Source organism: Paraburkholderia phymatum, assembly GCF_040965635.1.
GTDB lineage: Bacteria > Pseudomonadota > Gammaproteobacteria > Burkholderiales > Burkholderiaceae > Paraburkholderia > Paraburkholderia phymatum_B.
This window is the reverse complement of sequence record NZ_JBFRCH010000041.1, coordinates 32,609-59,424: the sequence shown is the minus strand read 5'-3', so window position 1 is coordinate 59,424 and position 26,816 is coordinate 32,609. Positions and strand designations below refer to the sequence as shown.

Here is a 26,816-nt window from a genome sequence, read left to right as displayed (position 1 = left end):
TTGCCCGTGTGAAAGTAGGTAATCGTCAGGCTCCTTACACAGCACCCGGCCCCGCCCTCCAACAGGCGGGGCCGCGGTCGTTTACGGCGCCATGTTTTACCCTTCCTCCCGCCGGCGCGGCGGGTGCAAGCCGTCTACGCAAAACGTGTTGCCTTGCGGCAGTTTACGTTTATCGTTCTCCGCACGTCTCACGCGTTCAACGACGAACGCTTTTACACTCATAGAAACGCAGAGCCACGCGACATTGCGTCGATGGCCGTACACCGTTTCGGCACGCGTGGCATGTGTCAACATTCGCGGGACCCTCAAGAAAGGCCTCGGAATTCACAGCCTTATTAGCTGACCTGTGTGATGAGGCATCTGCCAGGCCACCCTTCATCCAGGCCCGCCCGTCGACAGTCATCAAACATAGCAAGGACATCGTGATCTGGCTCGCCAATACGGTACTTGTGCTGCACGCGCTGATTGTCGTGTTCATCGTCGGCGGGCTGGTCGCGATCTGGGTCGGCGCCGCCTTGAAGCGCGATTGGGTACGCAACCGCGCTTTCCGGATCGTGCACCTTGCGGCCATCGGTGTTGTCGCGATGCTGGCGGCGCTTGGCGTGCCGTGCCCGCTCACCGTCCTCGAGGACTGGCTGCGCACGGGCGTGGCCGGCCCGCAGGGATTCGTCCAGCGCTGGGTGAGTGCCCTGCTGTATTACGATTTGCCGGCTTGGGTTTTCGTCGCCGCCTATGTGCTGTTTCTGCTGATCGTCGCGGTCACCTGGCGCCGCATTCCGCCTCGTTCATGAGAAGGACCGTCTGACGGTGGCTGCGTCTACGACGAACTCGCGCATCGCGATGAACCGACGTTCTACGTATAGCCATGCAGATGGCGATCTGCTGTAGCGCGGCGCGAATGGCCTACACTCGAATCCAGAATTGAACGAACGCATTGTCCGCTAGCTGCCGTCTTGTCGCCGCGTGCGATGCCGCAACGCCAGCGGACATTCCATCGACATGGAGTGGGGCCGTGACTATCAGCAAGCTAAGGGTTCGCGCACTCGTCCTCTGCGTCGCGGGCGCGTTGCTGGCCAGCGGCGCGGCATTGGCGGATGACGTGAAAGTCATGATCTCGGGCGGCTTCGCGTCGGCCTATCGCGAACTGGGCCCGCAGTTCCAGGAGACGACGGGCCGCACGTTGATCACCGTCTGGGGGCCCGTGACAGGCAAGGCCGCGAATGCGATTCCCGTGCGTCTCGCGCGAGGCGAATGGGCCGACGTGCTGATCGTGGTCAGCTATGCGATCGACGATCAGATCGACGCCGGCAAGGTTGTGCCGGGCAGCAAGGTGGACTTCGCTCGCTCGGCAATCGGCATGGTGGTTCGCGAAGGCGAACCGAAGCCGGATATCGGTTCCATCGACGCATTGCGGCGCACGCTGCTCGCCGCGCAATCGATCGTCTATCCAGACAACGCAACGGGTGTCTATATCGGCAGCGAACTGTTTGAACGTCTCGGCATTGCGGGACGACTCGCGATCAAGAGCCGCATGATACCCGCGGAGCAGGTCGCGGATGCTGTCGCGAACGGGCGGGCGGAGATCGGATTCCAGCAGGTCGTCGAACTGTTGCCCGTGAAGGGCGTGACGTTCGCCGGCAGCTTGCCTGCGGAATTGCAGAGGTACACGGTGTACTCGGGAGGCATCGGCACCAACGCGAAGAACCCCGCCGGCGCGGCAGCGCTGATCCACTTTCTGTCGTCGCCCGATGCGGCGCCCGCGATTATCGGGAGCGGACTTGAACCTCTCCCTCCAGCGCCAGCGAATTGAGCGAAAGCAGGCAGCCCGGCTGATCGCACATCTCGCCAGAACCGACGCAATCTATGTCACCCAGGTGTTCGGTAAAAACAGACAGATTTCAGAGGACCTGTTGGCCAGACACCGAACCCCAACCATTGGGGCGGGAGAGCCGAAGGCCCTCTAGCGAGTTGCTACATGGAAAAATACTCTTTTATTTCAATACCTTAGGCTTGCTTCTCCGGGCGCGATACGACGACTGGCACAACCTCTGCATATGTGGGAGCGAGCGCAACGAAACGTGCTCTTCCCACTGAAACACGCCCAATCAGGAGATTCATCATGACTTCGCTGACCATCAAAGACCTTTCGCACAACGAAGAACTTTCCGTCGAGGCTCTCTCGGCAGTGCGCGGCGGCAGCAACTACAACGCCTTCAACACGAACGCGGCATTCGGCGGCGGCTTTGCCAGCCCGGCCATCGTCGTGGCCCCTGTCACGCAGACGGACACGAAGGTCGACATTCCGACGATCCAGAACTTCGGCGGCCTGCAGCTCGTGAAGGCGTGAAGGGCACGTAAGTGCTGATCCGGGAGAGCTGCGATTCTCCGCTCCTCACGGCGCAACGAATCGTGCTCTCCCAATTCGAAAACACCCGTCAATCCAAGGAGTTCTACCATGGCCTCGCTGACGATCAGGGACCTCTCGCATCACGCAGAACTGTCCGCCGGAGCGCGCGGCGCGGTGCGTGGTGGCAGCAACTTCAATTTCGGCAACGTGAACGCCGCGTTCGGCGGCGGATTTGCGAGCCCGGCCATCGTGGTGGCGCCCGTTATTCAGACGGATACGAAAGTGGTGATTCCCACGCTCCAGAATTTCGGCGGTCTGCAGTGGCTGAAGGGGCTTTGAGCCTCAGCATTCGGCAGCCGTCTTGCCTTGCGAAGTCAGTTTCGCTTCGCCAGATCAGATTCGATAGCTCGCGACAGAGCGACGAAATGGGGTAAGCACGAAAGAGGAGACAGAGTCACTATCACAAGCGTTCGTCCGAGAGACACCGTCAGGTCTTGTCCCTGACGGCTTCAGCCCGCCAGGCCGTTCTCCGTCTGGCGGGCTTCTTTGTTTGCGCCAGAAAACCCTACGAATACAGCGCCAAAGAGCCCACACATCACGCAATGGGCGACGCGTGCCGTTGCGCGCAAACCCTGTCGCTCCATATCAGTTGCAGTTCAATCGCAGCTGATGCCCGCGCCCCCGGCCATGAAATCGCGTCGCGTCCATCGACGTGCAGATTCTCGTCTATCCGCGCTCGCGCGATATTGACGATCGCGTAGCCTCCTGCTTCCGAACTTCGCACTGAGGCCCGCCCTCATCTCCGGCACATCGTTTGAAGGTACTCAACACCGCGATGTGGTCCGTCGTAGCCACGGAATTCGGCACTGTTCGATCAAAACAGACAGCTATCCGCGAACCTGTTGGCGAAGCGCAGGCGGTCGTTGGCTGCCAGTCGATACGGAGCGCAGCGTCAATGACGGTGGCTTCAAGGAAGTGCCTTTATTTTCAGTGCTTTGCAGATGATCAGCGCGTTGCAGGCCGCGCTTGGCACATCCTGTGCGTATATAGCCGCGAGCGCAAACAAATCGTGCTCTACCTAAACCGAAACACAGACCATCAGGAGATTCATCATGGCATCGCTGACCATCAACGACCTTTCGCATAACGAAGAACTTTCCGTCAAGGCACTCTCCGCAGTGCGCGGCGGCAGCAACTACAACGTCGGCAACATCAACGCGGCTTTCGGCGGCGGCTTCGCCAGCCCGGGCGTCGTGGTGGCCCCCGTCACGCAGACCGACACGAAGGTTCAGATTCCCACGATCCAGAACTTCGGCGGCCTGCAAGGCGTGCTGGTGTAATTCGCAAACGACTCGCTCTCTATTACTTCACAACCCATTCGATTCAGGAGAATCATCATGGCATCGCTGACCATCAAAGACCTCTCGCACAACGCAGAACTTTCCGTCAAGGCGCTTTCCGAAGTGCGCGGCGGCAGCAACTACAACGTCGGCAACATCAACGCGGCTTTCGGCGGCGGCTTCGCCAGCCCGGGCGTGGTGGTGGCCCCCGTCACGCAGACCGACACGAAGGTTCAGATCCCCACGATCCAGAACTTCGGCGGCCTGCAGGCCGTGCTGTAAATCGCAAACGATTCGCTCTCTTTCAGTTCGCAACCAATCCATTCAAGGAGAATCATCATGGCATCGCTGACCATCAAAGACCTCTCGCACAACGCAGAACTCTCCGTCAAGGCGCTTTCCGAAGTGCGCGGCGGCAGCAACTACAACGTCGCGAACATCAATGCGGCGCTTGGCGGCGGCTTCGCCAGCCCGGGCGTGGTGGTGGCCCCCGTGACGCAGAACGACACGAAGGTTCAGATCCCCACGATCCAGACCTTCGGCGGCCTGCAGGCCGTGCTGTAAGCAGCAAACGATTCACTCTCTTTCAACTCGCAATTGTTCCATCCAAGGAGATTCATCATGACTTCGCTGACCATCAAGGATATTTCGCATAACGAAGAATTGTCCGCCAAGGAACTTTCGGAAGTACGCGGCGGAAGCAACGTCAACGCCTTCAACACGAACGCGGCATTCGGCGGCGGCTTTGCCAGCCCGGCTATCGTGGTCGCACCTGTCACGCAGACGGACACGAAGGTCGACATTCCGACGATCCAGAACTTCGGCGGCCTGCAGTTCGTCAAGGCGTAAGTTCACTGCCTTGTCGGGGGAGCACGATTCGTTTGCGCCCGAAGGTGCAGAGGAAGCGGGGCTCCCCCTCGGCCAGATCAGCCGGGGGGCATCTGATTGCTTAGCCGGTGCGAACCGCGATTTGTACCCGAATGTATCTGGCCGTGGATCAGATACATAACATCACAATAAGCCGGGCTCTCGACACATTGCAGATACCTTGGCGCGCTTTAATGCTTCCGTGACGGCGCTTCCTGTGGCCGCTCCGTTCGAGTACCTTTGAAGCACAAGCGCGTTCAACAACAAGGAGAGGCAAATGTCAGAGAGAATCGATTCACGTCGTCGGAGCTTCCTTGGCACAACGGCCCTTGCTTTTGCGGCCGCCCAGTTCGGCATGCTGGGTTCCGCTCGTGCCCAGACCAACGTATCGAAGCCTGCGACTTTGCCTCCCGTGAAGGCGGGCAGCCATACGTCTTTCGCGTCGCTCAAGCAGATCGACGCTGGCCTGCTGAACGTGGGCTACGCGGAGGCGGGACCGGCGAGCGGACCTGCCGTCATCCTTCTGCATGGCTGGCCTTATGACATTCATAGCTTCGTCGACGTTGCGCCGCTGCTGGCATCGCGCGGTTATCGCGTGATCGTCCCGTATCTGCGCGGCTACGGCTCGACGCGCTTCCTTTCGCGCGACACGATGCGCAACGGACAACCGGCGGCTGTGGCAAGCGACATCATCGCACTGATGGACGCGCTCAACATCCAGCAAGCGGTACTCGCCGGCTTCGACTGGGGCGCGCGCACGGTCGACATCATCGCGGCGCTGTGGCCGGAGCGCTGCAAGGCACTGGTGTCGGTAAGCGGCTATCTGATCGGCAGTCAGAAGGCCGGCGCGATGCCGTTGCAGCCCGAGGCGGAATTTCAGTGGTGGTATCAGTTCTATTTCGCAACGGATCGTGGACGCGCAGGCTACGAAAAGTACACGCACGAATTCGCAAAGCTGATCTGGCGGCAGGCCTCGCCGAAATGGAACTTCGACGACGCCACGTACAACCGCAGCGCGGCCGCCTTCGACAACCCGGACCATGTGGAGATCACCGTCCACAACTATCGCTGGCGACAAGGGCTTGCAGCGGGCGAGGCGCGCTACGACGAATTCGAGCAGCGGCTTGCCGCGGCGCCCACGATCGGCGTGCCCACTATCACGCTGGAGGGCGACGACAACGGCGCGCCCCATCTGCCGTCGAGCGCTTATAGAGGCAAGTTCACCGGCAAGTACGAACACCGGACGATCACAGGTGGCGTCGGCCACAACCTCCCGCAAGAGGCACCACGAGCGTTCGCGCAGGCTGTGGTCGACGTCGACCGGTTCTAAACGCGAGACCAATGCGAGGCCGCGCAATGGGCGGCCCACAGTTACGCGCGTTCCTTGACGACTGCCAGATAGGCCTTCTTGACGTTGACGCGTTTGCTCGCTTGACGGAGAACAGCAAGTGCTTCCGCGTGAGTGCCGACGCACGGACCGGAACCGAGCAGCGGCTTGCCCGCTGTCTCGCGCAGCGCGATCACGGATACGACACCAATCAGCGACGCGCCCATCAGATAGTACGCGGGCATCATCAGATTGCCAGTGCTATCGACCAGCCACGCTGCAACGAGCGGTGTCGTGCCGCCGAACAGCGACACCGACACATTGAAGCCGATCGCAAGCGCGCCATAGCGGATCTTCGTCGGAAAGAGCGCGGGCAGCGACGAGGGCATGACACCCGTGAACGTCGACAGCAGCGCGCCGAGAATCAGCAGCCCGCCGAACACGGGCAGCACCGCGTCCGTGCGGATCAGCAGCAGTGCCGGAATCGACAGCAGAAAGAGACCCACACAGCCGAGCAGCATCACCGGCTTGCGGCCGATCCTGTCCGACAGGTGGCCTGCGTAGAGCGTCATCGGCATCATCAGCACCATCACGGCCAGCACGAGGAACAGGCCGTGCGATTCGTTGAAGTGCAGCGTCGCCGACAGATAGCTCGGCAGATACGACAGCGCCATATAGTCGGTCACGTTGAAGATCAGCACGAGCCCGACGCATTTCAGAAGCGGCTTCCACTGCTGCGCGAGCAGCTCCATGAACTTCTGCTTCGGACGCGACTTCTCCTCGACTTCACGCGCTTCGGCTTCCTTCTTGAAGGCGGGCGTTTCTTCGAGCTTCATCCGGATGTACAGGCCCACGAGACCCAGCGGCCCGGCGATGAAGAACGGCACGCGCCAGCCCCACGACAGCAGCGCGTCCTGAGACAGCGAGGACGTCAGCACCGCGACCGTGCCCGCGCCGAGGATATAGCCGACCAGCGTGCCGAACTCGAGGAAGCTGCCGGCGAAGCCGCGTCGGCGGTCCGTCGAGAACTCGGCGATGAAGGTGGCCGCGCCGCCATACTCGCCGCCCGTCGAGAACCCTTGCACGAGGCGCGCGACGAGCAGCAGCACGGGCGCGAGAATGCCGATCGCGCCGTAGCTCGGAATCAGCCCGATCGCGAAGGTGCCGAGTGCCATCATGATCATCGTCATCGCGAGCACGCGCTGGCGGCCGATGCGGTCGCCGAGCGGGCCGAACACCATGCCGCCGATCGGGCGCACGAGAAACGCGGCCGCAAACGTGCCGAAGGTCGCGATCAATTGTGCGGACGGGCTGCTCGACGGGAAGAACACCTTGCCCAACGTGACGGCGATGTAGCTGTACACGCCGAAGTCGAACCATTCCATCGCGTTGCCGAGTGCCATCGCGCCGACGGCACGCTTGAGAAGGGTGTTGTCGACGACCGTGATGTCGTCGAGGGTGAGGGGCAAGGCTGCCGAATGGGTTCTCGCGATGCTTTCTTGCGAAGGTCTCAATTGACGCACTCCTGGATTGGCGCTGCAAACCCGCCGGACGGAAGAAGTGTCCGATCGGACGGATGCTGATTGGGCGCGAGGCCTGGTGGGATGTCGATGGCGCGAGCGGGCGTTGGCATGCAGCCGTGTCGAAAGCTGCGGACAATCATGTAAGCCTGCGCGACATCCGGCAAATTCATCTGTCAAGGAGAGTGTGCTGTTGAGCCTGCAGCAAGGCCTTCGCTCACGCGTCCAGAAAACGGCGGAAAACGACACCTGTGAACGGGATGTCGAGACAGTCAGGGATTACCCTGAGCTTGAAATAAATATTTTCGAATCGGCTAGAATCAAAAACCACAGTCTCTTTTTCCAAAGAATCGGCGGGTTCTTTAGAAACAAATTTCCATATCGGCTCCGTAACATAGTTGTGGATGGGAACAAGAAAGCGGGACGCACAAGCGGTACGACACAGGCGCGGTAAGCAACACTACAAGCAGAGTCAAGATTGCCCGAGATGAATACATTGGCCCGCGTTTTCGAAGCACTCAGTACGCCAACAGAGGGGCTGTTCTTTTCAAAGGCCAGTGCCCTTTCCGATCTTTTCTTTTTTCATGCGTCCGGCTAGCTGCGGCGGCTATTCCGCTGTCGCGAAGGTTCGCACGTAAGCAGTACCCCCTCACGCCATTCGAACCGGCAGCCGCTCGGGCTGCGGGATGCGAATGTCGTATGCTTCGGCTCGCGACGTCAACAAAAACTGATTAGTTGTACAACCAAAAAGAGGAGATTCGATGAAACGCATCAACACACTTCGCGTCGTTGCACAGGTTGCCGCATTGTCGGTGCTGTCGATCACGACGCTCGCTGCGAAGGCCGATCAGCTTGCGGACATCAAGCAGCGCGGCGAGCTCGTATGCGGCGTGCTGGGCACGGATGAGCCTTTCAGCTTCATGAAAGACCCGATGAGCCGCGAAATCGTCGGCTATGACGTGGACATGTGCAATGCCGTGGCAAAGAGCATCGGCGTCAAGCCGGTTCTCAAGCAGTTGGCCGTCGCCGCGCGTATTCCTGAACTGCAACAGGGCCGCGTCGATCTGCTCGCCGCTTCGCTCACGCACAACAAGGAGCGCGAAGCGCAAATCGACTTCTCGGTATCGACCTTCATCACGGGCCAAAAGGCGATGGTCAGGAAGGAGAGCGGCATTACGACCCTCGCTCAACTCGATGGCAAGAAGGTGTTGACGGTCAAAGGCTCGACGATGGAGACCAACATCGCGAAGACGATCAAGAACGCGGATGTCGTGTCGTTTGACACCAGCCCTCAGGCGTTGCTCGCGCTCCAGCAGGGCAAGGGCGTGGCCTATGTGAATGACGAGACGACGCTGGTCGGCAACCTCGCGAAGCTCGGCCCCGCCGGGAAAGACTACGCGCTGGTGACGCAGAACATCTCGACGGAACACATCGCACTGGGTATCCGCAAGAACGAGGCCGCATTCCGCGAGCAGGTGAACAAGGTGCTGCTAGGCATGGAATCGGATGGCCAGGCGCAGCAGGAGTTCAACAAGTGGTTCGGTCCCGGCACGAAGATGAACTTCCCGCCGCGCACGTTCAAGATCGCAACTGACAAGATCGACTAACTCCAACTATGGCCGCCGCCCGCTCCGACGACGGGCGGCCAGATACTTCATGCCTACATTCAATCTGTCGGCGCTGCTTTCGGGGCAATATGGCGAATGGCTCGTCAGCGGCTTCCTGATGTCGATCAAGCTGTCCGTGCTTGCCTTTGCAATCTCGCTCCCGCTCGGCATCGTCGTCGCGTTGACGCGCCTCGCTCCCATCGCGTTCATTCGCGGGCTCGGTCAGGCGTACGTCGAAGCGATCAGAAACGTTCCGTTGCTTGCGCACATGCTGTTCTGGTACTTCGGGGCGCCCGAGCTGCTGCCGCTCGTCATCAAGACATGGCTCTACAACAAGAATTATGAGGCGGCTAGTGCATTGATCGCACTGGTTCTCTATACGTCGGCGTATATGGCCGAAGACATTCGCAGCGGAATTCGCTCGATTCCGAAGGAGCAACTCGAGGCGAGCCGCGCGCTCGGTTTCGGCTTCCTGCGGGCGATGCGGCTCGTGGTATTGCCGCAATCGTTGCGGGTCACGGTTCCGCCACTCGTCAACCAGACGCTCAATCTGTGGAAGAACTCGAGCATCGCGATGGTGATCGGTGTAGCTGAATTGATGTACCAGGCGCAGCAGGTCGAAAGCGCGACCTTCCGGGGCTTCGAGTCGTTTGGCGTGGCGACGGCCGCGTATCTGACGGTATCGATCGCCATCACGCTGTTCTCCGCGTGGTATCAGCAACGGTATCCCGTACGGAGCATGTAGCGATGATCGACATACTCCAGACTTACGGCATGTACTACCTGGTGGGTCAGTATCCGAATGGGCCGCTCGGGGGACTCGTACTCACGCTGATGCTCGCGTCCGCAGGCCTTGTGCTGGCGCTGCCCGTGGGCATCGTCTTCGGACTGTGCCGCATCAGCCCGTTTCGCGTGCTGCGCTGGCCAGCCACCGCGCTCGTCTATGGCGTGCGCGGCACGCCTCTGCTGATGGTCATTTTCTGGGCGTATTTTCTGCTGCCGACGCTCACCGGTCATCGCACGAATCAGTTCAGCACGATGCTCACGGCACTGGTCGTTTTCGACGGCGCGTATCTCGCCGAAATCGTGCGGGCAGGTATTCAGGCATTGCCCAAGGGGCAGATGGAAAGCTCACGCTCGCTTGGCCTGTCGTATATGCAGGCGATGGCGTTCGTCATCCTGCCGCAGGCGTTGCGCAACATGCTGCCGTCGCTCGTGAACCAGCTGGTCTCGACCATCAAGGAGACATCGCTCGGCTACATCATCAGTCTGCCGGAAGTGTCTTTCGTGGCCGGGCAGATCAGTACTCAGGCGCTGACGCAATCGGCACAGATCTATCTGCTGCTCGCATTCAGCTACTTCGTGATGTGCTTCGGGCTGACCCGTTGCGCGTATCTGCTCGAAAGGCGGCTTGCGTCGCGCTTGCCGGCAAAGGTGTGAACATGATCGAGATCGAAAACGCCAACAAGTGGTATGGCGAATATCAGGCACTCGTGGACGTCAGCGAGACTGTTGCGAAAGGCGAGGTCGTGGTGGTGTGTGGGCCGTCGGGCTCCGGCAAGTCCACGCTGATTCGCACGCTGAACCGGCTCGAACCGATCCAGAATGGCCGCATCGTCGTGAACGGCCAGGACGTGCATGCGCGCGGAATTGACGTGAATGCGCTGCGCTCGGGAATCGGCTTCGTGTTCCAGCAATTCAACCTCTTCCCGCATCTGACGGTATTGCAGAACTGCATGCTCGCGCCTGTGCGTCTGAAGCGCATGTCGCAGAAGGATGCTCGCGAGTTCGCAATGAGCTTGCTGGAGCGTGTGGGTTTGCCGCACAAGGCGAACACGTATCCGGGCCAGCTCTCGGGTGGACAGCAGCAACGCGTCGCGATTGCTCGCGCGCTCGCGATGAAACCGCCCGTGATGCTGTTCGATGAACCGACTTCGGCGCTCGACCCCGAAATGGTGAACGAGGTGCTGCTGGTGATGAAAGACCTCGCTCGCGACGGCATGACGATGGTGTGCGTCACGCACGAAATGGGTTTCGCGCGCGAGGTCGCGGATCGTGTGCTCTTCATGGACCAGGGCAAAGTACTCGAACGCGCGGAGCCCGATCGCTTCTTCCAGCGGCCCGAGCATCCGCGCGCACAGCGTTTCCTGTCGGATATCCGCTCGCCCTGGGTGAGCGCAGTCACTGCCTAGCGTTTAGAGAGACGGTGCACGCGCGGGTTACGATGTAGCTTCATCGCATGCAGAAAAGAGGAATCGCAGAGTTGAAGATCAACGCAGACCGTTTGTTGAACGACCTCAAGCAGCTTCGCAGTTTCGGCGCGACAGGGCCTGGGGTCGTGCGTCTCGCGCTGTCGGCCGTCGATATGCAGTCGCGTCGCTGGCTCGCCGACCGGATGACGGACGCGGGCCTGAATGCAGTCATTGATGGCGTGGGGACAGTATTCGGCCGTTCTTCAAAGAGCGGCCCTGCGCTGCTGATCGGCTCGCACACCGACACGCAGCCGACGGGCGGCTGGCTCGACGGCGCGTTGGGCGTGATCTACGGCATCGAGATCGCTCGCGCGCTCGCTGAAAGCGATGCGACCTGTCATCTGGCCGTAGATGTCGCGTCGTGGATGGATGAAGAAGGCACGTTCTCGTTCTTTCTGGGCAGCCGCAGCTTTGTCGGGGAGCCGGTCGACGAATCGATACGCAACGCGAGGAATCGGGAAGGGCTGCTGTTGCGCGACGCACTGGCGAACGCCGGACTCGACGGGACGCCGCGTGTGCGCGTCGACAAGAGCCGGCACAAAGCCTACCTGGAGCCGCACATCGAACAGGGCGGACGGCTGGAAGCCGCAGGCAAGTCGATCGGCGTCGTGACCACCATCGTCGGCATACGTGAGTTGAGGCTGCGCTTCAAAGGGCAGCGCAATCACGCGGGTACGACGCCGATGTCGATTCGCCGCGATGCCGGCGCGGCTCTCGTCTCGTTCATCGCACGGATGGACGAAGCGTTCGGCACGCTCGCCGATGCCGACACGGTCTGGACGGTAGGGCGTATCGATCTCGACCCCGGCTCATTCAGCGTAGTGCCGGGCCAGGCCGAACTGTACCTGCAGTTCCGCGATGCAAACGCGCAGCGGCTCAATGCGATGGAGTCTGCGCTCGCGACGCTCGTTAGCGAATTCAACGCAGTACACATGGTGATGGTTGAAATCATCGCATGCGATCAGCCGGAAGAACCTGTTGTCATGGATAGCGGGCTCCAGCAGCATCTCGCGAGTGCTGCGGAGGCACTCGCGCCGGGGCAATGGGAGCGCATGCCGAGCGGCGCTTCTCACGATGCGCAGGTGCTCACGCATCATCTGCCGGCGTGCATGCTATTCGTGCCCAGCATCGGCGGAGTCAGCCACGATTTCATCGAAGATACGGCCGAGGAACATATCGTGCTCGGCTGCCAGGTTGCAGCGAATGCGGCCATCGCTATTCTTCAGGACCTGTGGGACCGGCAAAGCTGAAGAATGGTTGCCGGTTCATCCGATTATTCATCTTCCAGGTTCACCTATCTAATTCGTCGAAAAACGCCTGATTTGAGGTGGAATTACGTTGCCTGGTAGTAACCATTAAGGCATTCCGAGCAGATCGGAATCACTCATGTCGTGATCCATTTCGGAACCTCTCAATTGGCCCAGTGTCAATAAAAGATGTTGCCCTTTTTAGGGGATCGAAATGGCTGCCACGCAACCAGGGGCCATGCCCCTTACCGCTGAAGACTACCGGCGTCAGCTACGCCGCGCCGTGATTGCCAGCACGATCGGCACCACGATCGAATGGTACGACTTCTTCCTCTATAGCATCGTCACCGGCCTGGTTTTCGCGAAGCTGTATTTTCCGGAGTCCGACCCGCTTGTCGGTACGCTACAGGCGTTTCTCATCTATGCCGTCGGCTTTATCGCGAGGCCGGTCGGCGCAGCCATTTTCGGCCACTATGGCGATCGCATCGGACGCAAGGCCACGCTGATCGTCACGCTCTTGCTGATGGGGCTCGCCACATTCGCCGTTGCATTCGTCCCTACCTACGCGACGATCGGCATCTGGGGTGCCGTCATTCTGACGGTGCTGCGCTTCATCCAGGGTGTGGGCGTCGGCGGCGAATGGGGCGGCTCGGTCCTGATGTCGATGGAGTGGGCGCGTACCAACTCGCATCGCGGCTTCGTCGCTTCGTGGCCGCAATTCGGCGTGCCGGCGGGACTGTTCATCGCCAACCTCGCCGTGCTGGCATTGAGCCAGATGTCGGGCAATGCATTCCTCACCTGGGGCTGGCGAGTGCCGTTCTTCCTCAGCATCGTGCTGGTCGCGATCGGCCTGTACATCCGCTTGAATATTCTCGAAACGCCGATCTTCGCGAAGCTCCTCTCCGAGCACAAGATCGAGAAAGCGCCGATGCTCGAAGTACTGCGCAAACAGCCGAAAGATATTTTTCTTTCCGCTTTTGCACGGATGGCCGAGCAGGCGCCTTTCTATATCTTCACGGCCTTCGTCTTCACCTATGGCGTCAGGACGCTGGGCGCGACGCGCGATCTGCTGCTCATGGCAGTTCTAGCGGCTTCTGTTCTGGAGTTCTTCACCATTCCGTTCTTTGGCCACGTGTCGGATCTCATCGGGCGGCGGCGGATGTATATGATCGGCGCCGCCGCGGCCGGCATATTCGGCTTCGTCTATTTCGCCATGGTCGACACGAAGGACCCGGTGTGGATCTTCGTGGCCATCGTGCTCTCGCTGGTGCCGCATTCGATGATGTACGGTCCGCAGGCGGCATTGATCGCGGAGTCCTTCACGGGGCGTCTGCGCTATAGCGGGGCGTCGCTTGGTTATCAGCTGGCTTCCGTCATTGCGGGCGGTCCCGCGCCGCTGATTGCAACCGCGCTTTTCGCGTACTACCACTCGGGCTATGCAATCGCGGGTTATATCCTGGTGTGCGCGCTGTTCAGCCTCGTCGCCTCCTGGCGAATGGGCGATTACACGAACAAGGACATCTCGCTCGAATATGACGAAGGGCGCATGATGGACGACCACGGACACGCGAGGCCGGCGCATTGACCGGCGCATCGATGGGCGCGCGTTGCGTTGTCACGACGCGCGCCGACCGGCGTGAACGGGAGGCTCAGGCAACCGCGTATCCGGCTATCGAGGCTCGACTACAGGCCGCTTTCCAGATCGGTTCGTGAGCCTTCATTTGCCTCGCTTATGGACGCTATCGTCGCCGGCGGAGCCTGCCGACGACGTAGAAGCCGTCTGGCCGACAGGCGACTCGGCGTGCGTCGCCTCCTTCAGCACGCTAAGTTCCTGTGGCACAGCGATGTCCGGACTGCGTCGGGCAACATTTCCCGTGTCGATTGCCTGTCGGTTCTCGCGATGAGTGAGATCGTCAGTCTGTGGCCGCACGTTGCGCTCGTTCGGTGATGTGTGAAGCTGCATTTGCGGCAGAGGGATCTCGATGCCGGCCTCGTCCATCTTGAGCTTGAGCCTCGCGTTGAAAGCACGCGCCACGCTCCACTGCTGAAGAGGCCGCGTCTTGATCTGTCCTTTCACGACGATGCAGTTGGTGTCGAAGCGGTCGAGCCCCCACACTTCGACCGGTCCGAGTATTTCGTTGCGAAAGCGAAAATCGTCGATCAGATCGGCGCCGACTTCCGCGATCAAGCGTGTCACTTCATCCATGTCGGCGGAGAAGGGAACCCGCACTTCGAATATCGCATTGGCGAAGTCGCGCGACAGGTTCTTCACGATCTTGATCTGCGAAAACGGGATGGTATGAACCGCGCCTTGTCCGTCGCGCAACCGGACCGTGCGGATCGTCAGATCCATCACAGTACCCGCGTGGCCGCCGTCGACATCGATCCAGTCGCCCACTGAAATCGTCTCCTCGATGATGATGAAGAGCCCCGTGATCAGATCGGTGACGAGCGATTTCGCGCCGAAGCCGACCGCAAGCCCGATCACGCCTGCACCCGCGAGCAACGGTGTCAGATTGATCCCCAGGCTGGCGGCGGCGATGATGGCAGCAAGGCTTGCAACAGTGACGAAGATCGCGTTGCGCACGAGCGGCAACATCGTGCGTGCGCGCACGCCGGGATCGAGCGTCTTGTTACGCGAACTGCTCGGGCCCAGTGCTTCGAGAATCACAGTGTCGATCAGAATCCACATGAACCAGGCGCCGAAGACCGTCGCGACAACTGCAATGAGCGCATGTCTGAAACCGGGCGTCATCGCGCTGTGCTTGATCAGCCGTGCAATCGGTCCGCTCCATAGTTCCATTTCGAATCGAATGTACGCGAGCCACATCAAGAGGACGAGCAGCGTGCTCGCAAAGCGCAAGAGCCGCATCAGATGAGGCGCGCGGCGCTGTGCGCGGGTCTCCCGTCGACGCGTCAGATGCAGCAGCAGCGCCGACACGAACAGCGTGAGGACGAGCAACAGCGCACTGAGCAGCGACGGCCTCAACACGTTCCCTTCTTCGCCGCGCCCGTCGATGATCGCGACGACGGCAGCTATTGCCATCAGCAGGATCGGGATGTGCCACAGGGATGCGAGGATATCGAGCGATTCAGTGGCGAGCTTGTGGTCACGCCGTCGCGAATAAGGGCGGTTCCGGATCAGATGCGTGACGGGACGCCGATAGGCAACCGCGAAGAATCCGCACAAAATGGCCGCGCCCAGATTTGCGAGGCTCGATATGAGCCCCGCAAGGTTCGCGCCGAGAAGATGCGCGACGTCAGTATTGGCTGCCGCGTCGCCGAACGCAGCACACGCGCCAATTGCAAAGAGCGGCCAGAGGCTGCGAGCCAGTAGTCGGTGTACAGCGACACGCCGGTGCGCCGTGTTGAACACGGAGAATACGATCAGGCATATCACCGAAAAAATCGAACCCGCGACGATCGCATACGCAATCACGAGCCCGAGCGTGCGGCCAAGCGCTTCAGGCATTCCCCGCACGAACACCAGTACCGCAACGAACGCGACGATCCACGGCCCTGACTGCCGCAATGCAAAGATCAGAAGGCCTACCGACGTCGGGTTCGGCTCCAGCGCGAGGTCCTGACCATAGCGCGCGAGGACGCGCCGCTGCAGATAGATCAGCAAGGCGGCACATGCGCCCCATCCCGCGAGCGTCGAGGCCATTCCAACCAGAACCTCGCCGAACGTTTCGCCCCTCGACCCTATGAGGATCATCCGCAGATCACTGGCTGCCCCGCTGAACCGGGCCGCCCAGAAATGAAGTGGTGTCCCGCCGCCGTTCAGATTCGTTTCCACCGATGCGATGCCCGACGCAATCGCGCCGAGCAGATCGCTATTGCTCTGCGCGCGCGGCACGGGCGCGACACCTTGCGTGGCGTCCCGAAGTCCCTTCAACTGCTCGACGAGCGCTTTGCGTTGGGCATCGTTGTCGAGCGTGCCGATCAGGCTGTTTAGCGAGCGTGTCATTTCCGCCTGACTGGCGGGCGCTGGGGCGGATGCGGCCTGTGCCGCCGACGCGGTTTGTGCCGATGCTCCCGTCGCGGTGTTGAGGATGCTTTGCAACCCGGCGGGCAGAGGTCCGGCGGCAGCGGGGACGATCGATGTCGTCAAGAGCACGACGATGCCTGTTGCGACCAGCCATGCGCGAGCGCAGCGCATCGCGCGTTGTGCGACAACGCGCACCGTCGGCGCCGTCGGGGCGCGCGAGCCAGCAGCGAGAAGCGCGAGATTAGTCGGCGGCGACGAGAGCATGGCTGGCTTCGCGCCGCGTGAACGCGTTCATGGAGATCCCTTCAAAAGGTCCCCTGGTCGAGTGCCGGGTGGTCAGACCGGCGATGGTGCGATTCGATCGCCGGAAATGATGCCCCTCAAAGTCCCGCGCAAAGATTAGCTCATTAGATGCGGCCGTGCCATTCTTCATCGACGCCGCGATGAAATGGCGGCGAGAGAGGAGTAAGGTTCTCGATCGAATGACGCACACGTTAGCAAGTAATCAAGTACTCCGTTTAACAGATTTCGCATAAACACAGGCTCGATACTCGACGCAAAGTCGTCACGTAGTTACTCTTGAATCGAATATAGAGTTGTGGATGGCTCCGACAGGAAGTGAAGAGTGCCCTAAAGGCCGCAAACAACAGGAGTTCGTGATGCGTGGTCGATACGACGAGTCAGCTCGCAGTCTGCCGCGTCATTGGCGACGGCTCCCGGATTGTTTTAGTCGGTGGAAATTCTCCAGGCGTGCATCGTCCGCTGCATGCGCTGGTTTGATCGCGTTCCTTTTGCCGATGCTGTCACACGCGCAGGCGACATCAGAGCCGCCACTTTCCAATCGCACGGTGATCGGAGGCAACGTCAAGCAGCACGCCGATGCAGTGCTTGCGATTATGACTTACACGACGGTCCCCGATGTCACGACCAGTTCCCTGTCGATCAATAGCGGTTCCAGCGGCAACCCCGGCTTCGGCCAGTCCCAGCTCGGGGGAGGATTCACGATCAGCAAGTCCTTCCCTCTGTATCTCGAGGGCACGCTCGCGTACAGCCGATACGACCCGACATTCGTCGCCACGGATGGCGCCGAGCAGCGCGCAGTGCCGACCCGATGGAACACATTCAGCACCACGGTCGGCATCGGCTGGGATTTCCGGATCACCGATGAACTCGTATTTCGCCCGATCGTCAACGGGACGATTGGGCGCGTTGCGAGCGACCTGAAGGTAGGACAGTCGATCGTCAATCACGTGACGGACAGCAACCTTCAATTTCTGAATAGCGGATCGCTCGACGCATACGGCTATGGCGGCTCGCTGGTACTCGATTACGAACACTATCGCGAGGAGCACGAGATCGACGTCGAACTGCGCGCTACGGACATCTATCTGCGAAGCTTCGGCGGTTCTTCGAGCGCCGTGCAGGGCTCGGCGATGGCGCAGCAACTGAGTCTATGGACACGCTGGCGCGCGCCGACAGGCTGGCACGCACTCGATCGGCCGGTTCGCTACGTACTCGAAGCGGCGTACTCGCATTATTTCGGCGACAGCGCCGGCGTCCTCGGCTTTAACGATCTCACGTCGCTTGGCGTCGGGCTGGAGCTTGACAGCAGCAAGTACCCGATCGTCATCACGCGCACGCGTGCGCTGGTCCGCTATGTCTTTGGCCACAATGTACATGGTGTGTCGTTTGGGTTCGCCGTGAGTTTTTAGGCCGATATTCGCCGTTCATTAGACGGCAAGTACTGCTTTATCAAACGCAACAATCACAACCATTATTCGTTGCTTGGGTACGCTGAGTATTTGCATCCATAACGCGACGAATGTTCTAACATCATATTGAGTCGACGCCGCAATCCGCTGCAAACCCATTTGCAATTGCCATCAGTCCAGACAGGGCCGATTAGTCGGGACCCCTGTCATACCGTCTGAAGGAGCGGCCATGTCCCTATGGAACCAGCGACGAGCCAAAGTCTCGTGCCTGTGGCTTCTGCTTGTCGCGCTGACGTTGGGAGCGGGCATTGCGCGCGCCCAAACGCAAAATCAATCGCAAACGCAATCGCAACCGGAATCGGCGCAGCCCGCGTCGTTCAAGCCTGAAGAACTCGAAGCGCTCGTCGCGCCGATTGCACTCTATCCAGATTCCGTGCTCGCGCAGGTACTGATGGCATCGACGTATCCGCTGGAAATCGTGCATGCGGCGCGCTGGGTGAAGGCTAATCCGAACGTCAAAGGAGACGCCGCCGTCAAGGCCGTCGAAAGCCAGCCGTGGGATACCAGTGTGAAATCGCTGGTCGCGTTCCCGCAAATTCTCGAGCCGATGAACGACAAGCTCGACTGGACCCAGAAGCTCGGCGACGCGTTTCTCGCGCAGCAAAAAGACGTGTTCGCCGCTGTTCAGCGCTTGCGCGCCCGCGCGAAGGACTCGGGCAACCTGAAGTCGAACGAGCAGCAGAACGTGGTCGTCGAACAGCCTCCCGCAGGCGGCGGGCAAACGATCGTGAAGATCGAGCCGGCGAACCCGCAGGTCATCTATGTGCCGGCCTATAACCCGACCGTCGTGTATGGATCGTGGAGTTACCCCGCCTATCCGCCGACCTACTGGCCGCCGTACCCGGCGTACTATCCGGGCGCGGCGCTGGCGACAGGGTTCGCATGGGGGATCGGGCTCGCTGCCGCCGGCGCGATTTTCAGCAACTGCAACTGGGGCGGCGGCGACGTCAATATCAACGTCAACAAAGCCGCGAACATCAACCGCAATTTCGACCGCACCAAGGTCGAGGGCGGGCGCTGGCAGCACGATGGAAGCCATCGCCAGGGCGTGGCCTATCGTGACAATGCGACCCGCGACAAGTACGCGCGCAACGTCGGCGGCGCCGAGGGACGCAACGATTTCCGCGGCCGCGATACGGGCGCGGGCGGGCGCGTCAATACAGCCGACCGGGCGGGCGCAGGCAATCGCGCGGGAACGGCGGACAGAGCCAACGCAGGCAACCGTGCCGCGACCGCGGACAGGTCCAACGCGGGCAATCGCGCATCGGTGGCGGACAGATCGAATGCCGGCGATCGCGCGGGCGGCGGCGGGGCGGGCGTTGCGGACAGATCGGCCGGCGGCGATTTCGGCGGCGGCTCGAACCGCGCGGGCACGGGCGACGTCTCGCGTGCGAGCGATCGCGTAGGTGGCGGCGGTGGCGGCCGCGACAACGCATTTCAGGGCGTGGGCGCAGGCGGCGCGACGCAGCGCAGTTATGACCGGGGACGCTCCAGCATGCAGGGCTCGGGCTTCAATCGACCGAGTGGCGGCGGCATGCGCGCGGGCGGCGGCGGACGTGGCGGAAGACGCTAGGGAGACGCGAGCATGAAAGCATCGTCACGATTTCGGCTGGGCTTGCCGGAGCAGGCGCCGCGCGCTTTCGCTGTTGCGCTGGCACTGTGTTTTGGGGTCGTGCCGTTCGCGCATGCGGAGAAAGACTTCAGCACTCCCGATGCCGCGATGAACGCGTTCGGCGAAGCCATCAGCAATAACGAGGAGGCCACGCTGCAAGCCATTTTTGGACGCAACTTTCGCGATCTGATTCCGCCTGTCGGCGCCGAAATACGCAGCCGCTTCCTCGACGAATGGGGCAAGTCGCATCAGATCGAGCAGACCGATAACGGCCATGCGCATATTGCAGTGGGCAGCGACGGCTGGACTTTCCCGATTCCTCTCGTGAAGAGCGACAACGGATGGCACTTCGACATGCGAGCAGGCGCGGAGGAAATGCGTTTGCGCCGTATCGGCCGAGACGAGCTCGCTGTCATCCAGACAATGCTCGCAATCTATGACGCGCAGCGCGAATACGCGCTCACCGATCACGACGGCGTGGGCCTGCTGACGTATGCGTCGAAGATGTCGAGCTCACCGGGCAAGCACGATGGTCTGTACTGGCCGACGCCACCTGACGCGCCACCCAGCCCGCTCGGACCGGCCTTCGTTCAGGCGAGCGCGCGTAACACCGAGGACGCCGGCTATCACGGCTACCACTACAAGCTGTTGACGTCGCAAGGCCCGCATGCGCCGGGCGGCGCATACGACTACGTCGCGCATGGCAAGCTGTTCGGCGGCTTTGCCGTCATTGCATGGCCAGCCCGCTACGGAGAGACGGGGATCAAGAGCTTCATGGTCAGTCACGTCGGGCAGGTCTACGAAAGCGACCTCGGCCCGGATAGCGCGGCGAGGGCGAAGGCCATGTCGTCGTTCGATCCCGGACCCGGCTGGACGAAGGTGCAGCCCTGACGTCCCAGGCTGGGTGCGGGTTCACGGGCGAACAGACGCGTATAGCGCTTCAGTACCGCGAGGCAACATGAGACGTTTCGCCTCTCACGCCGCTACGCTGATCTTCGCACTGGCGGCAACGGCATTGGCCAGTGCCGCGATGCGCAGCTTTCCGGACGTCCGTCCGCCGCCCATCGATCCCGCAGAGGCGGCAAGCGCCGATTCGGGACAGGCCGATCTGGAGGCCCTGTTTTTCAGGCATGGCATCGACCCGGCTTCGAACAAGGCCCGCATCATCGTCGCGTGGGTGGAGAAGATTCGCGATGACCCCGTCATCGCGACGGGCATCGCGGGTGGAGCGCAAAGCGTCGGACAGATCTTTCTCGATCCTGCGGCGCGCGAGGACCTGATGTCGCAAGGACTCGTCCGTCTCGCACCACAGGACCGCCTGAAGTACGTGCAGCTCGTGACGAAGTTCCTCGACGAACTCGTGCCCGTCAACTGCTTTGGTCTTTCCAACATGCGCGCGGTGATGAACCAGATCTCACTGCGCGAGATGACGGACTCCGACGTCGACCAGTACTTCAATCTTCTCTTCAAGGTTCTGCTCAGCGATGCGTCGAATGCGCCTGTCCCCAGTCCGACGCCGCAACAGTACGCCGCTGCCGAGCGGCAACTGACGCGCACGCTCGTCGCAGAACTTCACGGCGATCAGACGAACCTCGCGCGGTTCGCGTCATACACGTCGAATCCATCGATGGCGACGCCGTCGGACGCATGCTGGGCGACGAGAGTGACATTGCACGCGATCATCGCGATGCCCGACCCCGAACGGGATCTCGTTCTGCTTCGGACCATCATGCCGAACAGCGGGCGCGATGCTTCATCCCGTGGACAACGGGACGCACCGGGCACCGCCACGCCTTTGCGCGCGGCGTCACAGCCAGGCAGCGCCGATGCGCCGTAGCACATGCCAACCGTAGGCCGAAGAGTTGAGTCGCTCACAAGGAATTCGCAGTCGCTCCGGCCGCGATGCACTGTCACTGCGGGAGAAAGGTGATGAATAACCGGGCCGCACTCGTACTCTTTTTCGCATTGACTTCGACGCATCGTCGGATGCGCGCAGCCTTATCAGCAATTGCAGTCAGGCGCGGACCAGTCGACGGTGATTGCGCGTCTGGGACCGCCAAAGGACACCTACAGTCTTCCCAATGGCGGCAAGCGACTGATGTGGTCGACCCAGCCGATGCGCACGACATGATCTTCAACTTTTATTTCGACGATCAGGATGTTGTGCGGCAAACGCAGAAGTCGCCTGACCCAATGCGCGATCCGAATCGGCGCGGCATGTTCTAGCTGGTTCGCAAGAACTTGTGACCAAGGCCGATCAGTCGCCGCGCGCGCGGCGAATCGCTACGGTTTCCGTATGCAGGCGATTCGATAGACTCCATCCTCGACTTCGACGCCGTGCGTATCGTGCGTGAAGCCCGGAAAGCGCAGGTCGAACTTTTCGAGCGCCTTCAGGTAGCCGAGCAACGGGCCATCGTCGGGGCCTGCATTTTCGCCGGGCATCAGCAGCGGAATTCCCGGCGGATAGGGCACGACCGCGTTCGCGACCGTGCGGCCGGCCATTTGCGACAGCTCCAGCGTTTCCACCTGGTTGTGCACGAGTAGCTCGAATGCCTCCTGCGGACTGTATTCCGGATCGGGAAGCGTCGAGAAGCCGCGCGACATCATCTCCGTCGTCTTCATATCGCCCATCGCGCGGAACATGAGATCGCAGAGATCGCGCAATCCGAGGCGGCCATAGCGTTCCGGATAGCGTGCGACCAGGTCCGGCAATGCCTGATCGAGCGCGAGATTGGCGTCATAGTCTTTCTTGAAGTCGAGCAGCGTGTTGACGAGCGTGCCCCATTTGCCCTTCGTGATGCCGATCGAGAACAGCAGCAGAATCGTGAAGTCAGTCGTTTTCTCGACGACGATGCCGTGGCGATCCAGATAAGCCGTCACGACACATGCGGGAATGCCGACGGGTAACAGCCCGCCTTGCGGCGCGACGCCGGGCGTCAGGATCGATACCTTGATCGGATCGAGCATGCAGTAGCCGTCTTCGATGGTCCCGAAGCCGTGCCACGCATCGTTGGGATGCATGACCCAGCACGACGGATCGGTCGCGAGCAGTTCTTCGTCGGCTTCATGGAAAGGCGTGCGCCGGCCGGTGTGGCGATTGACGACGACTTCGGGTTGCCAGCCATTGAAGAACCAGTCGCTTTGCTCGTCGAATTGCGCATGAAGCCTGCCGAGCATCTGGCGAAACGCGATTGCCTCGCGGATCGCGTCTCCCGTCAGCGCTTCGCCGCCGGGGCCGTCCATCATCGCGGCGCTCACATCTTTCGATGCAATGATCGCGTATTGCGGCGAGGTCGATGCGTGCATCATGTACGCTTCGTTGAAGCGCGCGTGCTCGATCGGATTGCGCCCGTCGCGAATGTGGATGAAAGAAGCCTGAGACAACGCCGCGAGCAGTTTGTGCGTCGAGTGCGTCGCGAATACCGTCGGCTTCGAAGCGTCATGGTCGGCGGGGTCGCCGTGCATCGCAAAGCGGTCCTTGTAGAGCGGGTTGAAGCGCGCATACCCGTACCACGCTTCGTCGAAATGCAGCCGGTCGACGCTTTCGCCCAGCAGTTCTTCCAGTCGTGTCACGTTGTAGCAGAGTCCGTCGTACGTCGAATTCGTCACGAGCGCATGAACGGGTGTGGGATCGACGCCATCGCGATTCCTGACGAGCGGGTTCTGTTCGATCAGAAGGCGAATAGCCGCGGCCGTGAGCCGCTCGGGCATGATCGGACCGATGATGCCGTAGTGATTGCGCGAGGGCACGAGATAAGTCGGTATCGCGCCCGACATCGTCATCGCGTGCTCGGACGACTTGTGACAGTTGCGATCGCATAGCGCGATCTGATTGCGTGTCACGCTCGCCATCAGGATCACGCGATTCGACATCGACGAGCCATTCGTGACGTGATACGTGCGATGCGAGCCGAAGACTCTCGCCGCATAACGTTCGCTTTCGCCGATGGGGCCGCTGTGGTCGAGCAGCGAGCCGAGTTCTCCGACCGAAATCGACAGGTCCGATCGAAATAGTTGTTCGCCGAAGAACTCGAAGAATGCCTGTCCGACCGTCGACTTCATGAAGGCCGTACCGCCCGTGTGGCCCGGCGTGTGCCACGAGTATTCGAATACCTTCGAGAAGCGCGCCAGTGCGGCGAACATCGGCGGCAGCACGGTCTCGCGATAGCGCTCGATCGACGCGACGATTCTTCCCGCGATGAACGCAGTGGTATCTTCCAGCATCCAGATAAAGTCGTCGGCCTTTTGCATCGCGTCGACGGGAACGGTCGATGCGCTTGTGCGGCTCGCGAGCAGGAAGATCGGCACGGTCGCGCTGCGCACCCGTTGCGCATCCAGCACGCGCTGAGCCTGTCGATGGCTTTCGTCGCTTTCGAGCTCCCAGTCCAGCAGCAGACACTGAATGAGCGGATCGGACCGGATGACCGACACGGCGTCGTCGGCCGAGGTCGCTATCACGACTCGCACGTGCCGTTCCTCCAGTTCGGCTGCAAGCGACTGGGCGGCGCGGCCACTCGCGGTGCGTGCATCGACTTCGTGATGAACCAGCAACGCTTTCATGCCGAGGCGGCGATAGATGGATTCGGACGAGGCGGACATGTGCATTCCCCTGGGGTCGCGTACTGACGGCAAGCGGCCTGGCGTGCGATGCAAGCGAACGCCAGGCCGACCTCGGGTACTTACTCGGGCAAGACAGCAAGACGATAGAAGTTCTTCGTGTATTCGTCCGGCTCGCCGAACCACTTCACGAAAAGCCCGCGATAGTCGCCCGATGCGTACATCTTGCTGAGCGCGCTGTCGACGAAAAGGCGCATGTCCTCGTCGTCGCGCGCGACGCCCAACGAAACGGGCACAACGGTGAAGCGGCGCTGAAGGATCAACAGGCTATCCGACGCGGTGCTCCGCTTGACGGCATCCTGCAGAATCTGCCGCTCCGCGAAGAAGACATTCGTTTTGCGGTCGAGCACCTGCCGCACACCCTCTTCATAACTCGACACGTTGACGACGTGCGCGGTCAGCTTGAACTCGTTGATCCGGTCATTTAGCCATCGCTGCGTGGGCGAGTCCTTGATGGTCGAGAATGTCTGCGCATTGAGGATCTCCGCCGGCGATGCGCGCCATACCGGCCGGTGGGCCTGCGTGTCGCCGCTGAGTATGGCCTTGAGTCCGGGCGATGCGTCGGCGCGCATCAGCGCTCCAATACCGCCGGGATAGACGGGCACCGAATAGCTGATGAACTTGCGGCCCGTCAGTGTTTCAGCGTCGCCGCACAGCAAGTCGATCCGGTGTTCCTGCAGCGCGCGATAGCGGTCGTCGGATGAGACCTGCGTCCAGTTCACCGTCAGTGCGGGAAGGCCCAGTCCGCTCTTGAGCTGGTCCGCCACGCCCTGACACAAGCCCGCGAGATAGCCCACGGCGCGGCCTTCGCTATCCCGGTACACGAACGGGCTGGCCACGTCGACATAGCCGATGTTGATCTTCCCCGATTGCTTGATCCGCGCGAGCGCGCCCGATAGGACGGCGCTCGCCCCGGCTGCGTGCGCGGGACGCGGCGCCGGGGTGCACAGCAGGGCGAACGCGATGATGCTCGCGGCCGCGATCGCCGGCTTGCGCGCCTTCGCACCCAGCAGCGAAAGCCGTGGCGCGATGAAGCCATAGATGACATAGCCGATCGCCATGACCAGCATGCCGCCCAGCACGGCGTCCTTACCCGACGCGTAGAGCGCGTAGACGGAGTACGCCATCGCGACGACTGCGACCACTGCATTGCGCCGGTAGACGGCAGGTTCCGTTCCCGCGTCGCGCATCATGACGAACAGCGCGGACAGCGACACGATATACGGCACCACGTTCGTCACGACGGCCAGATTGACGAGCGCCGCGAACTGTTCGGACAGATTCGGCGACATGGTCGAAAGCGCCATCAGCGACTGCACGATCCCCATGATGATCATGCCCGCGATCGGCGCGCCGTTGTGGCTGGCCTTGCTGAAGATCGACGGGAACATGTTGCTGTCGGCGGCGTCCTTCGCGGTCTGGGCCAGCGTGAACTGCCAGCCGAGCAGCGAGCCGACGCACGCCATGGCCGCGAGCGCCATCACGATCGAGCCGATCGCCGGGCTGAACATATGCGCGAAGGCCAGACCGAACGGCCCCGTCGATTTCGCGAGCTCCGCATTGGGGACGATGCCCTGGATCGCCGTCGTCGAAAGAACGTAGATGACTGCGGCGCCCAGTGTGCCGAACATGCAGGCGAGCGGCACATCGCGCTTCGGGTTCTCGACGGCCGACGAGTTCTGCACCGCCGATTCCATGCCCAGAAATGCCCATAGCGTCAGCGAGATGCTGGAGCCCATGCCTTCTATGAGCCGCATTCCTTGCGGGTTCCAGGCGGCTGAAAAGGTGCTGGTGTGAAACCAGAACCATCCGGCAATCGACATGAATCCGACGGGCAGAATCACGCCCCACACCGTGACGGAGCCGATACGCCCCGTCAGCTTCGGACCGCCGAAGTTCGCGACCGTGGTGAGCCACAACAGCGCGATCACGCCGACGCACGTCGCGGCGGGCGACGATGTCAGCACGGGGAAAAAGGCGGCCAGATAGCCGAGCGCCGAACTCGCGACGGCGACATTCGCAATCGCGAGCGACAGGAAGTAAAGGAAGAACACCTGAAAGTAGCCGGGCTTTCCGTAAGCGTCTTCAGCGTATGCCGCCATGCCGCCCGCGCGCTGGTTGAGAATGCCCGCCTGCGCGAAGCCATAGGCGATCGCCATCGAGCCCAATGCCGTCACTACCCACGACAGCAGCGAAATGGCGCCGACCTTCGCCATATTCGTGGGCAGCATGATGATGCCCGAGCCCATCATGTTTACGGTAACGATGAACGTCAGTTGCACGACGCTCATCTTCTTCGGTTCAGCAGCCATGGCGC

The 26,816-nt window shown here is 61.3% G+C and carries 23 protein-coding genes and 1 pseudogene; 20 read left to right on the top strand and 4 right to left on the bottom strand.

The annotated features are described in order from the left end of the window. Positions 1 to 422: 422 nt before the first annotated feature. The 9 genes from AB4Y32_RS35540 to AB4Y32_RS35500 all read left to right on the top strand — a co-directional run bounded on the left by AB4Y32_RS35540 (position 423) and on the right by AB4Y32_RS35500 (position 5,884). Positions 423 to 791 carry a DUF2784 domain-containing protein gene (locus tag AB4Y32_RS35540; RefSeq protein ID WP_368725770.1) on the top strand — a complete coding sequence of 123 codons (369 nt, stop codon included), beginning with the start codon at positions 423 to 425 and terminating at the stop codon, positions 789 to 791. Positions 792 to 1,012: 221 nt separating this feature from the next. Then, positions 1,013 to 1,810: a substrate-binding domain-containing protein gene (locus AB4Y32_RS35535; RefSeq protein ID WP_368725769.1), complete on the top strand. Its 798-nt coding sequence runs from the start codon at positions 1,013 to 1,015 to the stop codon at positions 1,808 to 1,810. Between the two features lie 309 nt (positions 1,811 to 2,119). After that, positions 2,120 to 2,347: a hypothetical protein gene (locus AB4Y32_RS35530; protein ID WP_368725768.1), complete on the top strand. Its 228-nt coding sequence runs from the start codon at positions 2,120 to 2,122 to the stop codon at positions 2,345 to 2,347. Between the two features lie 108 nt (positions 2,348 to 2,455). Beyond that, positions 2,456 to 2,686: a hypothetical protein gene (locus tag AB4Y32_RS35525; RefSeq protein WP_152768293.1), complete on the top strand. Its 231-nt coding sequence runs from the start codon at positions 2,456 to 2,458 to the stop codon at positions 2,684 to 2,686. Between the two features lie 773 nt (positions 2,687 to 3,459). Beyond that, positions 3,460 to 3,687 (top strand): hypothetical protein, encoded by a 228-nt coding sequence (locus AB4Y32_RS35520; RefSeq protein WP_368725767.1) that lies wholly within the window; start codon positions 3,460 to 3,462, stop codon positions 3,685 to 3,687. Positions 3,688 to 3,744: 57 nt separating this feature from the next. Further along, positions 3,745 to 3,969, top strand: a complete 225-nt coding sequence (locus tag AB4Y32_RS35515) for a hypothetical protein (RefSeq protein WP_368725766.1) — start codon at positions 3,745 to 3,747, stop codon at positions 3,967 to 3,969. Positions 3,970 to 4,026: 57 nt separating this feature from the next. Beyond that, the gene (locus tag AB4Y32_RS35510; RefSeq protein ID WP_368725765.1) at positions 4,027 to 4,251 is read left to right on the top strand and encodes a hypothetical protein; all 225 of its coding nucleotides are present in this window, start codon (positions 4,027 to 4,029) and stop codon (positions 4,249 to 4,251) included. A 57-nt stretch (positions 4,252 to 4,308) separates the two neighbouring features. Further along, positions 4,309 to 4,536, top strand: coding sequence for a hypothetical protein (locus AB4Y32_RS35505; RefSeq protein ID WP_087737605.1), 228 nt, complete (start codon positions 4,309 to 4,311; stop codon positions 4,534 to 4,536). A gap of 295 nt (positions 4,537 to 4,831) precedes the next feature. Further along, a complete protein-coding gene (locus AB4Y32_RS35500) occupies positions 4,832 to 5,884 on the top strand; it encodes an alpha/beta fold hydrolase (protein WP_368725764.1) in 1,053 nt (350 codons plus the stop codon). Between the two features lie 41 nt (positions 5,885 to 5,925). Here AB4Y32_RS35500 and proP read toward each other — a convergent pair whose 3' ends face one another. Further along, complete coding sequence (gene proP / locus AB4Y32_RS35495) at positions 5,926 to 7,395, bottom strand: glycine betaine/L-proline transporter ProP (RefSeq protein ID WP_368725763.1); 1,470 nt, start codon at positions 7,393 to 7,395, stop codon at positions 5,926 to 5,928. Positions 7,396 to 8,162: 767 nt separating this feature from the next. Here proP and AB4Y32_RS35490 point away from each other — a divergent pair. From AB4Y32_RS35490 to AB4Y32_RS35465, 6 genes are all read left to right on the top strand, one after another. After that, on the top strand, positions 8,163 to 9,008 hold the full coding sequence (locus tag AB4Y32_RS35490; RefSeq protein ID WP_368725762.1) for an ABC transporter substrate-binding protein: 846 nt from the start codon (positions 8,163 to 8,165) through the stop codon (positions 9,006 to 9,008). Between the two features lie 49 nt (positions 9,009 to 9,057). Continuing rightward, positions 9,058 to 9,753 (top strand): amino acid ABC transporter permease, encoded by a 696-nt coding sequence (locus tag AB4Y32_RS35485; RefSeq protein ID WP_368725761.1) that lies wholly within the window; start codon positions 9,058 to 9,060, stop codon positions 9,751 to 9,753. A gap of 2 nt (positions 9,754 to 9,755) precedes the next feature. Further along, a complete protein-coding gene (locus AB4Y32_RS35480; protein ID WP_087736169.1) occupies positions 9,756 to 10,448 on the top strand; it encodes an amino acid ABC transporter permease in 693 nt (230 codons plus the stop codon). A 2-nt stretch (positions 10,449 to 10,450) separates the two neighbouring features. Continuing rightward, positions 10,451 to 11,200 carry an amino acid ABC transporter ATP-binding protein gene (locus AB4Y32_RS35475; protein ID WP_368725760.1) on the top strand — a complete coding sequence of 250 codons (750 nt, stop codon included), beginning with the start codon at positions 10,451 to 10,453 and terminating at the stop codon, positions 11,198 to 11,200. Positions 11,201 to 11,271: 71 nt separating this feature from the next. Further along, the gene (locus tag AB4Y32_RS35470) at positions 11,272 to 12,510 is read left to right on the top strand and encodes a Zn-dependent hydrolase (RefSeq protein WP_368725759.1); all 1,239 of its coding nucleotides are present in this window, start codon (positions 11,272 to 11,274) and stop codon (positions 12,508 to 12,510) included. Positions 12,511 to 12,721: 211 nt separating this feature from the next. Continuing rightward, positions 12,722 to 14,092 (top strand): MFS transporter, encoded by a 1,371-nt coding sequence (locus tag AB4Y32_RS35465; protein WP_368725758.1) that lies wholly within the window; start codon positions 12,722 to 12,724, stop codon positions 14,090 to 14,092. A 132-nt stretch (positions 14,093 to 14,224) separates the two neighbouring features. Here AB4Y32_RS35465 and AB4Y32_RS35460 read toward each other — a convergent pair whose 3' ends face one another. Beyond that, positions 14,225 to 16,669, bottom strand: a complete 2,445-nt coding sequence (locus AB4Y32_RS35460; protein ID WP_368725773.1) for a mechanosensitive ion channel family protein — start codon at positions 16,667 to 16,669, stop codon at positions 14,225 to 14,227. Between the two features lie 626 nt (positions 16,670 to 17,295). Here AB4Y32_RS35460 and AB4Y32_RS35455 point away from each other — a divergent pair. The 5 genes and pseudogenes from AB4Y32_RS35455 to AB4Y32_RS35435 all read left to right on the top strand — a co-directional run bounded on the left by AB4Y32_RS35455 (position 17,296) and on the right by AB4Y32_RS35435 (position 22,108). Further along, complete coding sequence (locus tag AB4Y32_RS35455; RefSeq protein ID WP_368725772.1) at positions 17,296 to 18,210, top strand: hypothetical protein; 915 nt, start codon at positions 17,296 to 17,298, stop codon at positions 18,208 to 18,210. Positions 18,211 to 18,439: 229 nt separating this feature from the next. Further along, positions 18,440 to 19,843, top strand: a complete 1,404-nt coding sequence (locus AB4Y32_RS35450) for a DUF3300 domain-containing protein (protein ID WP_368725757.1) — start codon at positions 18,440 to 18,442, stop codon at positions 19,841 to 19,843. 12 nt (positions 19,844 to 19,855) lie between these two features. Next, positions 19,856 to 20,773, top strand: a complete 918-nt coding sequence (locus tag AB4Y32_RS35445; RefSeq protein ID WP_368725756.1) for a DUF2950 domain-containing protein — start codon at positions 19,856 to 19,858, stop codon at positions 20,771 to 20,773. A gap of 67 nt (positions 20,774 to 20,840) precedes the next feature. Continuing rightward, positions 20,841 to 21,719, top strand: a complete 879-nt coding sequence (locus tag AB4Y32_RS35440) for a hypothetical protein (protein ID WP_368725755.1) — start codon at positions 20,841 to 20,843, stop codon at positions 21,717 to 21,719. Between the two features lie 141 nt (positions 21,720 to 21,860). Beyond that, a pseudogene (locus AB4Y32_RS35435) lies at positions 21,861 to 22,108 on the top strand (hypothetical protein). Between the two features lie 57 nt (positions 22,109 to 22,165). On the opposite strand, the gene AB4Y32_RS35430 reads toward AB4Y32_RS35435, so the two are convergent. Both AB4Y32_RS35430 and potE read right to left on the bottom strand, forming a co-directional pair. After that, entirely contained in the window at positions 22,166 to 24,481 is a 2,316-nt protein-coding gene (locus tag AB4Y32_RS35430) for an Orn/Lys/Arg decarboxylase N-terminal domain-containing protein (RefSeq protein ID WP_368725754.1), read from the bottom strand. A gap of 80 nt (positions 24,482 to 24,561) precedes the next feature. After that, positions 24,562 to 26,811 (bottom strand): putrescine-ornithine antiporter, encoded by a 2,250-nt coding sequence (gene potE, locus AB4Y32_RS35425; RefSeq protein WP_368725753.1) that lies wholly within the window; start codon positions 26,809 to 26,811, stop codon positions 24,562 to 24,564. Positions 26,812 to 26,816 lie beyond the last annotated feature (5 nt).

Bases quoted from the DNA above. Each gene is read 5' to 3' on its own strand.
- AB4Y32_RS35530 (WP_368725768.1), top strand. From the start codon at position 2,120: ATGACTTCGCTGACCATCAAAGACCTTTCGCACAACGAAGAACTTTCC.
- AB4Y32_RS35525 (WP_152768293.1), top strand. From the start codon at position 2,456: ATGGCCTCGCTGACGATCAGGGACCTCTCGCATCACGCAGAACTGTCC.
- AB4Y32_RS35520 (WP_368725767.1), top strand. From the start codon at position 3,460: ATGGCATCGCTGACCATCAACGACCTTTCGCATAACGAAGAACTTTCC.
- AB4Y32_RS35515 (WP_368725766.1), top strand. From the start codon at position 3,745: ATGGCATCGCTGACCATCAAAGACCTCTCGCACAACGCAGAACTTTCC.
- AB4Y32_RS35510 (WP_368725765.1), top strand. From the start codon at position 4,027: ATGGCATCGCTGACCATCAAAGACCTCTCGCACAACGCAGAACTCTCC.
- AB4Y32_RS35505 (WP_087737605.1), top strand. From the start codon at position 4,309: ATGACTTCGCTGACCATCAAGGATATTTCGCATAACGAAGAATTGTCC.
- AB4Y32_RS35500 (WP_368725764.1), top strand. From the start codon at position 4,832: ATGTCAGAGAGAATCGATTCACGTCGTCGGAGCTTCCTTGGCACAACG.
- AB4Y32_RS35490 (WP_368725762.1), top strand. From the start codon at position 8,163: ATGAAACGCATCAACACACTTCGCGTCGTTGCACAGGTTGCCGCATTG.
- AB4Y32_RS35485 (WP_368725761.1), top strand. From the start codon at position 9,058: ATGCCTACATTCAATCTGTCGGCGCTGCTTTCGGGGCAATATGGCGAA.
- AB4Y32_RS35480 (WP_087736169.1), top strand. From the start codon at position 9,756: ATGATCGACATACTCCAGACTTACGGCATGTACTACCTGGTGGGTCAG.
- AB4Y32_RS35475 (WP_368725760.1), top strand. From the start codon at position 10,451: ATGATCGAGATCGAAAACGCCAACAAGTGGTATGGCGAATATCAGGCA.
- AB4Y32_RS35465 (WP_368725758.1), top strand. From the start codon at position 12,722: ATGGCTGCCACGCAACCAGGGGCCATGCCCCTTACCGCTGAAGACTAC.
- AB4Y32_RS35460 (WP_368725773.1), bottom strand. From the start codon at position 16,669: ATGCGCTGCGCTCGCGCATGGCTGGTCGCAACAGGCATCGTCGTGCTC.
- AB4Y32_RS35455 (WP_368725772.1), top strand. From the start codon at position 17,296: ATGCTGTCACACGCGCAGGCGACATCAGAGCCGCCACTTTCCAATCGC.
- AB4Y32_RS35450 (WP_368725757.1), top strand. From the start codon at position 18,440: ATGTCCCTATGGAACCAGCGACGAGCCAAAGTCTCGTGCCTGTGGCTT.
- AB4Y32_RS35445 (WP_368725756.1), top strand. From the start codon at position 19,856: ATGAAAGCATCGTCACGATTTCGGCTGGGCTTGCCGGAGCAGGCGCCG.
- AB4Y32_RS35440 (WP_368725755.1), top strand. From the start codon at position 20,841: ATGAGACGTTTCGCCTCTCACGCCGCTACGCTGATCTTCGCACTGGCG.
- AB4Y32_RS35430 (WP_368725754.1), bottom strand. From the start codon at position 24,481: ATGTCCGCCTCGTCCGAATCCATCTATCGCCGCCTCGGCATGAAAGCG.
- potE (WP_368725753.1), bottom strand. From the start codon at position 26,811: ATGGCTGCTGAACCGAAGAAGATGAGCGTCGTGCAACTGACGTTCATC.